Genomic DNA, 12,732 nt, shown 5'->3' on the forward strand with positions numbered 1-12,732 from the left:
GGTGGAGGAAAGTTGATCGACATTCGCTTCGGCCCGCAGGTCTGCGGCGACCTGACCAGCGCCGCCAGCCGGGAGTGGCTGGTGCCCGACGGCATCGGCGGTTACGCCATGGGCACCGTCGGTGGGCTGCGGACCCGCCGCTACCACGGACTGCTGGTGGTGCCCGGCGAGACCCCGGCGTCCCGTCGGGTGGGACTGGTCAGCCTGGACCCGGCGGTCACCCTGCCGTCCGGCGCGCGGGTCCGGCTCGGCGCACACGAGTGGTCCTCCGGCGACGTCGACCCGCGCGGCTTCGAGCTGCTGGAGCGCTTCGACCTGGTCGACGGGCTGCCCCGGTGGCGGTGGCGGATCGGCGCGGTGGTGATCGAGCGCGAGCTGGCCATGCTGCCCGGCCGCTCCTGCGTGGCAGTGGTGCACCGGCTGGTCGCCGGCGGGCCGGTCCGGCTGGAACTCTCGGCCGCCTGCACCTGGCGCGACGCGCACGGCGAACGGCGCGCCGACGGCCCGACGCCGCAGGTCGAGCCGGTGGCCGGCGGCGCGGTCGTCGAGGGGGCGTACCGGCTCGCCGGCCCGGGCTGGGCGCCGGAGGGGCAGTGGTGGCTGGGCGTGCACCACCGCGAGGAGGCCACCCGGGGCCTGCCCGCCGACGAGGATCTCTGGTACGCGGGACGCTTCGCCGGCGAGTTGGCGCGCCCCGGCGACACGGTGTCGGTGCGGGCCTGGGCCGGCCGGCTGGATGAGGAGCCGCCACCGGCCGAGGAGATCGTGGCGACGGCACGGCGGCGTAACCGGCAGGTGGTGGCCGCGGCGAAGCCGGCCGACCCGGTGCAGGCGACGCTCGCGCTGGCCGCGGACGCGTTCGTGGTGCGTCCCGGCGGCGGCACGGCGATCGACGTGGTGGCCGGGTACCCGTGGTTCGGCGCCTGGTCGCGGGACACGATGATCTCGTACGAGGGGCTGTTCCTCTGCACCGGCCGCGCCGAGGAGGGTCGGGAGCTGCTGCGGGCGTACGCGGCGACGCTGTCCGAGGGGATGCTCGCCAACACGGCCGACACCGGGCGGGTGGAGTACAACACCGTCGATGGCACGCTGTGGTTCCTGCACGCGGTGAGCCGGCACGTCACGATCACCGGCGATACCGACCTCGGCGACGAGCTGCTGCCGGCCCTGCGCACGGTCATCGACGCGCACCTGGCCGGCACCCGCTACGGCATCGGCGTCGACCCGGCCGACGGGCTGCTCGCCCAGGGCGCCCCGGGAACCGCGCTGACCTGGATGGACGCCCGGGTGTACGGCGTGCCGGTCACCCCGCGTACCGGCAAGCCGGTCGAGGTCAACGCGCTGTGGATCAACGGGCTGGCCGGGCTCGCCGAGCTGACCGAGCTGGCCGGGCAGGACGCGGGCGAGCTGTGGCGACGGCACGGGCAGGCCACCGCCTCGTTCCGGGACCGCTACCCGACCCCGACCGGTTGGCTGCACGACGTGCTGGACGCGCCCGCGCCGGCGTACCCGCTGGGCGGGGCGGCCCTGCACGACGACGACGCGCTGCGCCCCAACCAGTTGCTGGCCTGGTCGCTGCCGTTCGCGCCGTTGGAGCCGGACGAGCCGACGCTGCGCCGGGTCGCGGCCGGGCTGCTGACCCCGCTCGGGCCGCGCAGCCTCGCGCCGGATTCGGCGGAGTTCGTGGGCCGGCACCGGGGTGGCCCGGCCGAGCGGGACGGCGGCTACCACCAGGGCACGGTCTGGCCGTGGCTGCTCGGCCCGTACGTGGACGCGTGCCGTCGGGGCAAGATGTCGGTCGATGACGTCTTCATCGGTATTGAGGCGCATCTGACCGAGTTTGGGCTAGGCTCGGTGAGCGAAACGGCCGATGGCCTCGCGCCGCATGCCGCGACCGGCTGCCCGTTCCAGGCGTGGTCGGTGGCCGAGCTGCTGCGGGTGCGTCGAAAGGGCCAGTAGCGCTTTACACGACCGCAACGGCGGTGTCTCCGCTGGTTATCTCGACCCCGGCAGGATGGGTCGGAGATCCAGACGCGACGGTAGGCACCGGCTCCGGTGCCGGTCGGCGCGCGCCCGGGGACAACTCAAAGGGGGCCGCAATGTCACCCGACGCCCACGTGATCGACATCCACCCCGCCCGGCAGCTGCGGGTGCTGATGCTCTCCTGGGAGTACCCGCCGGTGCTCGTCGGCGGCCTCGGCCGACACGTCCACGCTCTCTCCGTCGCCCTCGCCGCCGCCGGCCACGACGTCACCGTCGTCACCCGGCACGCGGACGGCGCACCCCTCGAGGAGTACGCCGACGGCGTCCGCATCCTGCGCGCCCCCGAAGACCCCGTCACCTTCCCCCTGGCCACCAGCTCCCTCCTGGCCTGGACCATGGCGTTCAACCACACCCTCACCCGCACCGCGCTGCGCGCCACCGAAGCCGGCACCTACGACGTCATCCACGCCCACGACTGGCTCGTCGCCCACACCGCCATCACCCTCGCCGAACACCTCGACCTGCCCCTGGTCACCACCATGCACGCCACCGAGGCGGGCCGGCACCAGGGCTGGCTGCCGGAGGAGATGAACCGCACCATCCACGGCGTCGAGCACTGGCTCAGCGGCTCCTCCACCCGGGTGATCACCTGTTCGGGGTACATGCGCGAGCAGGTGACCGCCCTGTTCGACCTGCCGGCCGCGCTGGTCGACGTAGTGCCCAACGGGGTCGACGACCGGGCCTGGCGCGCCCGACCGCGCGCGGTCGCCTCGGCCCGGGCACGCTTCGCCGGAAAGGGCCCGCTGATCGGGTACGCCGGGCGGCTGGTCTACGAGAAGGGCGTACAGCACCTGGTGCACGCGGTGCCCCGGCTGCGCGAGCGGCACCCCGGGCTGCGCGTGGTGATCGCCGGCGACGGCCCGTACCGCCCCGAACTGGAGGAGGAGGCCCGGCGGCTCGCGCTCTGCTCGACCGTCCGGTTCACCGGCTTCCTCGACGCCACCCAACTGCCGGCGGTGCTCGGCGCCACCGACGCGACCGTGGTGCCCAGCCTCTATGAGCCCTTCGGCATGGTGGCGCTGGAGGCGGCGGCCGCCGGGGCGCCACTCGCGGTGGCCCGCACCGGCGGGCTCGCCGAGATCGTCGAGTCCGGCGTGACCGGCGTGACGTTCCCGCACAGCGACCCGGACGCGCTCGCCGGGGCGGTCGGGCAACTGCTCGGCGACGAGGTCTTCGCCCGGCGGATGGCCCGACGCGCCCGCACAATGGTCGGCGAGCGGTACGGCTGGGCCACCATCGCGGCCCGCACCGCCGCCAGCTACACCACCGCCCGTCGCGAGCACGGTCCACTACAGGCCCGACGGGCCGCCGCCCGACTGGCGGGCGGACGTACCCGGATCGCCATCCCGGAGGGCAACCTGCTCGCCGGGGCGGACCACGCCGCCTGCTGAGCCGAGGCGGACGACCGATAGGTCTCTCCCGATCCGCTGGCTAGGGTGTATCCCGGACAGCGGCTGAGGAGGAGTGTGCACAGGTGCTGATCGCCGGTCGGTACCGGCTCCTCGACCTGGTGGGCCGCGGGGGCATGGGCCTGGTGTGGCGGGCCCACGACGAGATGTTGCACCGCGAGGTCGCGGTCAAGGAGGTCGTGCCGCCGAGCTGGCTGGGTGACCACGAGCGGGCCGAGCTGCGCTCGCGCACCCTGCGAGAGGCACGCGCCGCGGCCCGGCTCAACCATCCCGCCGTGGTCCGGCTCTACGACGTCGTCCCGGTCGAGGGCAGCCCGTGGATCGTGATGGAGTACGTCCCGTCGCGCACCCTGCAGGACGTGCTGGACGACGAGGGGCCACTGGAGCCGGCCCGGACGGCCCGGATCGGCCTGGCCCTGCTCGGCGCGCTGCACGCCGCGCACGCGGCCGGGGTGCTGCACCGCGACGTCAAGCCGCAGAACGTGCTCATGGCACACGACGGGCGGGTGATGCTCACCGACTTCGGGCTGGCCACCTTCGACGGCGGCGACGGCGCGATGACCCGCCCCGGCATGGTGCTCGGCTCCCCGCAGTACGTCGCCCCGGAGCGAGCCGCCGAGGGGGTGTCCACCGTGGCCGCCGACCTGTGGTCGCTCGGGGCCACCCTGTACGCCGCCGTGGAGGGCCGCTCCCCGTACGCCCGCAGCACCGCGATGGCCACGCTGAGCGCGCTGGCCGCCGGGCCGCCGGACCCGGCCTCGCGCGCCGGACCGCTCGCGCCCGTGCTCGCCGGGCTGCTGTGCCGCGACCCGCGCCACCGCGTCGACCACGACGAGGCCCATCGGTTGCTCACGGCCGCCGCGACCGGCGTCACCGGCCCGCCCCCGGTGTCCGGCCCACCCCCGGTGCCCGGCCCTCCCCCGGTGCCCGACCCGTCCCCGGTGCCCGACCCGGACGACCAGCCCACTGTGTCCGATCAGGACCCCACCGTCCGGCTGTCCGAGCCCGACCAACCCACCGCCACCGGGGCCGACGCCCCGGACGAGCCGGATGTCACCGCCGACGCACCGGCTCGGACGTTCGGCCGACCGGCCGGGCGGCGTGCGGCGCGCCGGGGAAGCCTGATCGTCGCGGCGTTGCTGGTGGCGGCCGCCGCCGGCGTCGGCACCGCATTGGCCGTCACCGGTGACGAGCCGACGGGGGCCGCCAGCCGGCCGACGCCCACGCCGTCTGCGGACCCGTTGCCCGGCGGTGGCGGCCCCGACCGTGCGCCCCGTGGTGGTGGCCCGGCCGGTCCGTTCGGCCATGGCGGCAACCGGCCCCCACCGTTGGGCGGGCGGGACCTGCCCCCGCCCCCGTTTCCGTGCGTCCGCCCGGACATCATCGGCGCGCCGGTGCCGGCCAGGTCGCCGGCTCCCGGCGAGAAGTTTCGCCCGCCGGACGGCTGGGTCTGGCACGCCGACACCAACGGCTTCCGGGTCTCCGTGCCGGCGAGCTGGCACTACTACCGGGACCGAGCGGTGGCCTGCTTCCAGGACCCGGCGACCGGCCGGGTGTTCAGCGTCGCCGAGGGTGGCGCCGCGGATCCGCTCGCGCGGTTGCGGGCGCTCCGCGAGGCGGCGGCCGGTGACGGGGCGCTGCCGGGCTACGACGAGATCCGGCTCGCCGCCAGCGGCGGCGGAGCCGAGTGGGAGTGCCGGTGGGACGCGCCGTACGGCGCCCGGCTGCACGCCCGACAACAGGTCGTCGATCCACCCGCCGGGGGCGGTCGCTGGATGCTGGGCTGGACCACCGACGACCGGGACTGGACCGCCGCCGGCGCGGACTGGACAGTACTGCGAAACAGCTTCCGATCACCCCGCTGACCTGCACCGTACGGTCGTGCTCCCGACCACCGTCCGGCGTGGATCGAGGCCGCTCAGCGGATGAGAAAACCCGCGTCGGTGGCTATCGTGTAACCCGGGGTGACCGAGGGGAAGCGGCCGTGCAGCAGTTGCTGATCGCGGGTCGGTACCGGCTGCTCGACCTGGTCGGCACCGGCGGGATGGGCCGGGTGTGGCTGGCCCGCGACGAGATGCTGCACCGCGATGTTGCCGTGAAGGAGGTCGTGCCGCCGTCCTGGCTGGCCGAGACCGAACGCGCGGAGTTGCGGCTGCGGACGCTGCGCGAGGCGCGCACCGCCGCCCGGCTCAACCACCCCAACGTGGTCCGCATCTACGATGTCGTGCACGACCGGAAGAGCCCCTGGATCGTGATGGAGTACGTGCCGTCCCGCTCGGTGCAGCAGATCATCGGCGACGAGGGGCCGCTGAGCCCGCAGCGCACCGCCCGGATCGGGTTGGCCGTGCTCGCCGCGTTGCGGGCCGCGCACAGCGCCGGGGTGCTGCACCGCGACGTGAAGCCGCACAACGTGCTGGTCGCCGACGACGGTCGAGTGGTGCTCACCGACTTCGGGCTGGCCACCTTCGACGGCGGCGACGGGGCGATGACCGGGCCGGGCATGGTGCTCGGTTCGCCGCAGTTCGTCGCACCGGAGCGGGCCCGCGACGGGGTGTCGAACCCGCGTACCGACCTGTGGTCGCTGGGCGCGACGCTCTACGCGACGGTCGAGGGGCATTCGCCGTACGCCCGGTCGAGTGCGATGGCCACGCTCAGCGCGCTGGCCACCGAACCGCCCGACCCGATGCGCCGTGCCGGGCCGTTGCGTCCCGCGCTCACCGGGCTGTTGCAACGCGACCCCTGGCGGCGGTTGACCGCCGCCGAGGTGGAGCCGCTGCTGCGGAGCGCGGCGACGGACGACGACGAGCCCGCCGAGCCGGCCCGCTCCGCGGCGGTGGCGGCGGTGCGCAAAGCAGGCCGCGCCGCCGTGCCCGCTCTGATCGACCAGTCGGCCCAGCCCGCCGACCCGGCGAGCCGGCGACGCCGGCCGGCGCCCCTTCCCGGCTGCCGACGTCGGCGGCTGCTCGCCCTGGGCGGTGCGGCCACCGTCACCACGCTGCTCGCCGCGGTGGGCGTCACGCTTGCACTGATGAACCGCGACGGACGAACACCGCCGTCCGGCTCCGGGGGCGGCGTCACCACCCCCCGGCCGGCCGCGTTCGCCTGCGCGACGCCCCCGCCGCCGACGGCCGTCCCGGTGCCGTCGGTGCCGCCGCCGGCTGGCGCACGGTACCGGCTGGTGGAGGGCTGGACCTGGCACGACGACCCGGCCGGCTTCCGGATCGCCGCGCCGGTGACCTGGCTGCGCTGGACCGAGGAGGCGGTGACCTGCTTCCGGGAGCCCGACGGCCCTCGGGTGCTCAGCGTCGAGGCTGGGCCGGCCCGACCCGATCCGGTGGCGTACTGGAAGGCCGAGGAGGCCCGGCTCACCGGCGGCGAGGCGCTACCGGGCTATCGCAAGGTGGACATCTCCGCGCTGGACATCTTCGAGGGCGGCGCGATCTGGGAGTGCGCCTGGGAGAACGCGGCCGGCGACCGGGTGCACAGTTTCCGGCTGCTGGCCAACACCTCGGCCGGGCGCGCCTACACCGTCTCGTGGTTGACAAAAGAGTTCGACTGGCAGGTCAACGCGACATACTTGCCGATGATCCGGCAGAGCTTCACCCCCGCACTCTGAGACCGTCCGTTGTGGACCGTCCGGGTGATGCCCCTGCGGCGCCGACGCTGACTACAGTGGCGTAGTTTTGGCGCTCAAGATCCCTGGGGAGGGTGAGCCGACATGATGGGACCGTCGCACGCGCTGTCTGGCGCGGCGGTATGGCTGGCCGGGTCCTGGGCACTGGACCAGTTCGCTGACTACCAGCAGTCGCCGCTCGCGTTGGCGGTGGGCACCGCCGTGTGCGCCGGCGGCGCGCTCTTTCCCGACCTCGACCTGTCGGGCAAGGTGACCCGCAACCAGGGCGGCGCCACCGTGGCCCGCACCTTCGGGGTGTTCTCGCTCTTCGTCGCCGAGGTGATGGAGAAGATCTCGCTCGGGGTCTACTACGCGACGAAGCTCAGCAAGGATCCCCGGCGCAACAACGGGCACCGGACGCTGACGCACACCATCCCGTTCACCCTGCTGGTCGGCTGGGGCACCACCGCGCTCTGCACCGCGTACGGCAAGTGGGCGGTGATCACCATCCTGTTCTTCATGTTTGGCCTGGCTCTGCGCGGGCTGTTCGACGGTTGGGCTGAGCGGGCCGGCTGGGTGATCGTGACCCTCGCCTCGGCCGGGGCGGCCTGGTTCACCTTCGTCAACCTCCCGGGCGGGCGCGGCTATCCGCTGATCGGCGTGGCCGTGGGGGTGGGCTGCTTCGTGCACATCCTCGGCGACATGATCACCCGGGCTGGGGTGCCGATCCTCTGGCCGATCCCGATCAGACGGCGGATGTGGACGATGATCGGCCTGCCGAACAGCATCGCGCTGCGTACCGGCAGCAAGACCGAGGTGGTCGTGCTGCGCGCCGTCCTGACCGTGGTCGCGTTGCTCTCCACCGCCGGTCTGATCGCTCCTTCGGTGCTGCAACGGTTCAACATCGAGATATGACCGACCCGGCGCCGCAGCAGTCACCGCCGGCAGCGGATGAGCAGGTGCCGGAGTTCTGGCGCGCGCTCGGGCTGCCCGGGCTGGCCGACGTGCACGTGCACTTCCTGCCACCGCGGCTGCTGCGCCGGGTGTGGGAGTACTTCGACGCGGCGGGGCCGCTGGTCGGCACCGAGTGGCCCATCCGCTACCGGTGGAGCGACGCCGACCGGGTGGCGCACCTGCGCCGGCTCGGGGTACGCGCGTTCGGCGCGCTGGCGTACCCGCACCGACCGGGCATGGCGGCGGAGCTGAACCGCTGGACGCTGGAGTTCGCCCGGACCACACCGGGCTGCCTGCCCTCGGCCACGTTCTTCCCGGAGCCGGACGCTCCCGGTTATGTCGAGGCCGCGCTGATCGGCGGGGCCCGGCTGTTCAAGGTGCACGTGCAGGTCGGCGGTTTCTCGCCGACCGACCCGGACCTCGACCGGGTATGGGGGATGCTCACCGACGCGGGTGTGCCCGTGGTGGTGCACGCCGGGCACGCCCCGGTGGGGACCACGCACACCGGACCGGAGCCGTTCGCCGCCCTGCTGGCCCGCCACCCCCGGCTGACCGCCGTGGTGGCGCACCTCGGCGCCCCCGACTACCGGGCGTTCCTCGACCTCGCCGAGGCGTACGAGCGGGTCCGGCTGGACACCACGATGGCGTTCACCCCGTTCTTCGACCGGTTCGTACCCTTCCCGGCCGACGAGCTGCCCCGGCTGCGCGAGCTGGGGTTGGCGGGCAAGGTACTGCTGGGCAGCGACTTCCCGAACATCCCCTACCCGTACGCCGATCAGTTGACCGGGCTGGCCCGGCTGGACCTGGGCGACGACTGGCTGCGCGCGGTCTGCTGGGACAGCGCCGCCGCCCTGTTCGACCTCTCCTGACCCCGCGGCCGCCGCTGCCCGGGTGGGCAGAGCATCGCCGTCGGGTACGGCCCGTCGGGTGCCGTCGCATCCAAGATCGTGCTCGATCCTGGATGTAGTGGCCTCCGGTGCGGTACGAGGCGACTACATCCAGGATCGAGCGTGACCATGGCGTTCGGCGCACCACCAAGGGGCGGGTGAGGGGCGCGGCGCGGCCAGTACGGGCAGCACCGAGGGGCCTCAGGGCAGCCCGACTTTCTTTTCGACATCGGCTATTGACGTCGTCGTAACAGGTGGCCTAGCGTCTGTCGAAACGCTTCGTCGAAACGCTTCGACGATCATTCGGGAGCGATCCCACGCCCGGCCGGAGGAGGTGCGCGATGGCCACCATGCACGACGTAGCCCGCCTCGCCCGGGTCTCGGTCAGCACCGTGTCGTACGTGCTCACCGGCACCCGGCCGATCTCCCAGGCCACCCGGGACAAGGTGCTCGCCGCGATGGCCGAGCTGGACTACCAGCCCAACGCGATGGCCCGCGGCCTGGCCAGCCGGCGCAGCCGGATCCTGGGCCTGCTGATGCCGATGGACGAGCGCGGCCTCGGTGCGACCGAGACCGCCTTCGTCACCGGCGCCGCCGCCGCAGCCAGCGCCGCCGGCTACCACCTGGTGCTCTCGCCGGTCGGCGGCGGCGACCTCGACGACCTGCGGCGGCTGGCCAGCCAGCGGATGCTCGACGGGGTCGTGCTGATGGAGGTGCAGCTCGCCGACGAGCGGGTCACCGTGCTCCAGGAGGCCGGCGTACCGCTGGTCCTGATCGGCCGCACCGGCGACACCACCGCGCTCTCCTACGTCGATATCGACTTCGAGCAGACCGTGCGGGAGGCCGTCGCCCACCTGGTCGGGTTGGGCCACCGGAGCATCGTCTACGTCAACCACTCGGCCGCCACCCTGGCCAGCGGCTACGGCCCCGCGCTGCGTACCCGGGACGCCTTCGTGTCGGCGATGGCCGGGCACGGCCTGGAGCCGGTGATGATCCCGGCCGAGGACAGCGCCGCGGGCGGGCGGGCGGCCCTGGCCGCCGCGTTCGCGCAGGCCCCGGAGCTGACCGCCGTGCTGGCCATGAACGAGAGCGCGATCTTCGGCATCCTCGGCGAGCTGACCGGCCGAGGGCTCTCGGTGCCCGAGGACGTCTCGGTCGTCTCGATGGTCACCTCACGGCAGGTCGCCGAGCTGGCCACCCCGGCGTTGACCGCGATGACGTCTCCCGGTTCGGCCATGGGTCGGATCGCCATCGAGGCGCTGCTGCGCCACCTGGACGGGTCCGGCGACGAGCGCCACCAGCAACTGCTGCCATGCGCGCTGGAAGTCCGGGGATCGACCGCCGTGCCACGACAGCCAGCACCGGACGCACCCGGGCGGTCACCGACCGACGGGGATTGACCAGCTAAAACGGCCCGCCGCCGCGCTGCAACGCGACGACGGGCCCAGTGAAGTACCGGCTAGATACTCAATGAGGAGGATAGCAATGCAGCGATTCCGCCGAATCGTCGCCGCGCTCGCCCTGGCAGCGACCGCGACGACCACCATGGCCGCGTGCGGCGGTGGGGACAGCGGGGACGACAGCGGGGCCAAGACCCTCAAACTGTGGCACTACGAGAGCGCCAACAGTGCCATGGGGGTCGCCTGGGACCGGTCGATCGAGATCTTCAAGGCCGAGCACCCGGGCGTCGAGGTGCGCTTCGAGCGCAAGGCGTTCGAGCAGATTCAGCAGAACGCCGGCATGATCATCAACTCGTCCGAGGGCCCGGACGTGATGGAGTACAACAAGGGCAATGCTACCGCCGGCCTGCTCTCCTCCCAGAGCCTGCTCACCGACCTGACCGCCGAGGCCGACAAGCGCGGCTGGGCCGGCAAGCTCAGCCCCAGCCTGCAGACCACCGCCCGCTACAGCGACAAGGGCGTGATGGGCTCGGGCAACTGGTTCGGCGTGCCGAACTACGGCGAGTACGTGACGGTCTACTACAACAAGGACCTCTTCCAGCAGCACGGCATCAAGGTCCCGACCACCATGGCCGAGATGACCTCCGCGATGGACACCTTCGTCGGCAAGGGCGTCACCCCGCTGGGCATGGCGGGCGCCGAGTACCCGGCCGGTCAGCTCTTCTACCAGTTGGCGCTGGCCAAGGCGGACCGGCAGTTCGTCGACAACTACCAGCTCTACAAGAATCCGGTCGACTTCAAGGCCGACCCGCTGAAGTCCGGCGCGGAGACCTTCGCCGACTGGGTGAAGAAGGGTTACGTCGCCAAGGACTCGGCGAGCCTGAAGGCCGAGGACATGGGCACCGCGTTCATCGGCGGCAAGACCCCGATGATCGTCTCCGGCAGCTGGTGGTACGGCCGGTTCAAGGCCGAGATGAAGGCCAACTGGGACACCTTCCTCTTCCCCGGCAACACCCTGCAGGCCGGCTCATCCGGCAACCTCTGGGTGGTCCCGGCGACCAGCAAGGCCAAGGGACTGGCGTACGACTTCATCGACATCACCCTGCGTCCGGAGATCCAGGACCTGATCGGCAACAACGGTGGCGTGCCCGTCGCCGCTGACCCGGCGAAGATCAGCGACCCCAAGGACCGCAAGCTGATCGAGGACTTCAACACGGTCAGCAAGCAGGACGGCCTCGCGTTCTACCCGGACTGGCCGGTTCCCGGCTACTACGACGTGCTGGTCTCCGGCTTCCAGGGCCTGATCAACGGCTCCAAGTCGCCCGACCAGGTCCTCGACTCGATCGCCAAGCCGTACGCCGACGGCGTCAAGGAGATCACCGGCAAGTGACACGGCGAGCGGCGGGCGTGACCGGCACGACCGGCGCGCCCGCCCGCCCCGCCGGGAAGGATCTTCCATGGCAGTCTCCGAGACCGTCGCCGCCGCACACCCGGCGACGACCCCGACTCAGCCCGCGCCAGGCCGGAAACGTCGCGGCCGCAACGCCTCGTACTGGCTCTACCTGCTCCCCGGAGCGGTGCTCTTCATCCTGGTCATCGGCGCACCGCTGGTCGGCACCGGCTACCTGTCGCTGACCAAGTGGTCCGGGGTCGGCGACCCCACCTGGGTCGGCCTGGACAACTACCAGCAGTTGCTGCACGACGAGGTGTTCTGGGCGTCGTTCCGGAACACCGTCGCGATGCTCATCGCGATGGTGGTGGTGCCCACCCTGCTCGGGCTGGTGCTCGCCTCGGTGCTCTTCGACATCATCGGCCGCCGGTTCCGGCCGCGCACCGCCGCCGCGCTGCGGGCCGCGTTCTACCTCCCGCAGGTGCTGCCCGTCGTGGTGGCCGGCATCGTCTGGGGCTGGATCCTGCGCCCCGACGGCGCGTTCAACAGTCTGCTCGACGCGGTCGGTCTCGGCGCGCTACGCCATGACTGGCTCGGCGACCCGGACACTGCGCTGCCCGCCGTGATGGCGGTGATGATCTGGGTGCAGATCGGCTACCCGGTGGTCGTCTTCATGGCGGCGCTGCAACGGGTCGACCCCGAGCTGTACGAGGCGGCCGAGGTCGACGGCGCGAACTGGGTCCACCGGTTCCGGGCGATCACCCTTCCGCAGATCCGGCCGGAGACCTTCGTGGTGGCCCTGACCTGCACCATCGCGGCGTTGAAGGTGTTCGGGCCGATCTTCGCCCTGACCCGGGGTGGCCCAGAGAACGCCACCAACGTGCCCTCGTACTTCGCGTACTACACGTTCTTCAAGAAGCTCCAGGTCGGCTACGGCTCCGCGATCTCCACAGTGCTCACCCTGATCATCGTGGTGGTGGCCGTGCTGTTCATCTGGATGCAGTACCGCAGCGAGCGCCGGGACCGGGGGATCTGA

At 72.6% G+C, this 12,732-nt stretch carries 9 protein-coding genes; all 9 read left to right on the forward strand.

Features of this window, described 5'->3' with window-relative positions; all coding sequences use genetic code 11:
• Positions 1–12 precede the first annotated feature (12 nt).
• Complete coding sequence (locus ACFY29_RS05685) at positions 13–1,959, forward strand: amylo-alpha-1,6-glucosidase (RefSeq protein WP_386983711.1); 1,947 nt, start codon at positions 13–15, stop codon at positions 1,957–1,959.
• A 140-nt stretch (positions 1,960–2,099) separates the two neighbouring features.
• A complete protein-coding gene (locus ACFY29_RS05690; RefSeq protein ID WP_386983713.1) occupies positions 2,100–3,434 on the forward strand; it encodes a glycosyltransferase family 4 protein in 1,335 nt (444 codons plus the stop codon).
• Positions 3,435–3,517: 83 nt separating this feature from the next.
• Positions 3,518–5,317 (forward strand): serine/threonine-protein kinase, encoded by a 1,800-nt coding sequence (locus ACFY29_RS05695; protein WP_386983714.1) that lies wholly within the window; start codon positions 3,518–3,520, stop codon positions 5,315–5,317.
• Positions 5,318–5,436: 119 nt separating this feature from the next.
• A complete protein-coding gene (locus tag ACFY29_RS05700) occupies positions 5,437–7,068 on the forward strand; it encodes a serine/threonine-protein kinase (RefSeq protein WP_386983716.1) in 1,632 nt (543 codons plus the stop codon).
• Positions 7,069–7,170: 102 nt separating this feature from the next.
• A complete protein-coding gene (locus ACFY29_RS05705; RefSeq protein WP_328418644.1) occupies positions 7,171–7,980 on the forward strand; it encodes a metal-dependent hydrolase in 810 nt (269 codons plus the stop codon).
• A complete protein-coding gene (locus tag ACFY29_RS05710) occupies positions 7,977–8,888 on the forward strand; it encodes an amidohydrolase family protein (protein WP_386983719.1) in 912 nt (303 codons plus the stop codon). The genes ACFY29_RS05705 and ACFY29_RS05710 overlap by 4 nt, the downstream gene beginning before the upstream one ends.
• A 359-nt stretch (positions 8,889–9,247) precedes the next feature.
• The gene (locus tag ACFY29_RS05715) at positions 9,248–10,306 is read left to right on the forward strand and encodes a LacI family DNA-binding transcriptional regulator (protein WP_386983721.1); all 1,059 of its coding nucleotides are present in this window, start codon (positions 9,248–9,250) and stop codon (positions 10,304–10,306) included.
• An 85-nt stretch (positions 10,307–10,391) separates the two neighbouring features.
• Positions 10,392–11,696 carry an extracellular solute-binding protein gene (locus ACFY29_RS05720; protein ID WP_355612577.1) on the forward strand — a complete coding sequence of 435 codons (1,305 nt, stop codon included), beginning with the start codon at positions 10,392–10,394 and terminating at the stop codon, positions 11,694–11,696.
• 67 nt (positions 11,697–11,763) lie between these two features.
• The gene (locus ACFY29_RS05725) at positions 11,764–12,732 is read left to right on the forward strand and encodes a sugar ABC transporter permease (RefSeq protein WP_328418648.1); all 969 of its coding nucleotides are present in this window, start codon (positions 11,764–11,766) and stop codon (positions 12,730–12,732) included.

The organism is Micromonospora sp. NPDC000668, from assembly GCF_042897975.1.
Taxonomy (GTDB): Bacteria; Actinomycetota; Actinomycetes; order Mycobacteriales; family Micromonosporaceae; genus Micromonospora.

Bases quoted from the DNA above. Each gene is read 5' to 3' on its own strand.
- ACFY29_RS05725 (WP_328418648.1), top strand. From the start codon at position 11,764: ATGGCAGTCTCCGAGACCGTCGCCGCCGCACACCCGGCGACGACCCCG.
- ACFY29_RS05690 (WP_386983713.1), top strand. From the start codon at position 2,100: ATGTCACCCGACGCCCACGTGATCGACATCCACCCCGCCCGGCAGCTG.
- ACFY29_RS05710 (WP_386983719.1), top strand. From the start codon at position 7,977: ATGACCGACCCGGCGCCGCAGCAGTCACCGCCGGCAGCGGATGAGCAG.
- ACFY29_RS05705 (WP_328418644.1), top strand. From the start codon at position 7,171: ATGATGGGACCGTCGCACGCGCTGTCTGGCGCGGCGGTATGGCTGGCC.
- ACFY29_RS05720 (WP_355612577.1), top strand. From the start codon at position 10,392: ATGCAGCGATTCCGCCGAATCGTCGCCGCGCTCGCCCTGGCAGCGACC.
- ACFY29_RS05715 (WP_386983721.1), top strand. From the start codon at position 9,248: ATGGCCACCATGCACGACGTAGCCCGCCTCGCCCGGGTCTCGGTCAGC.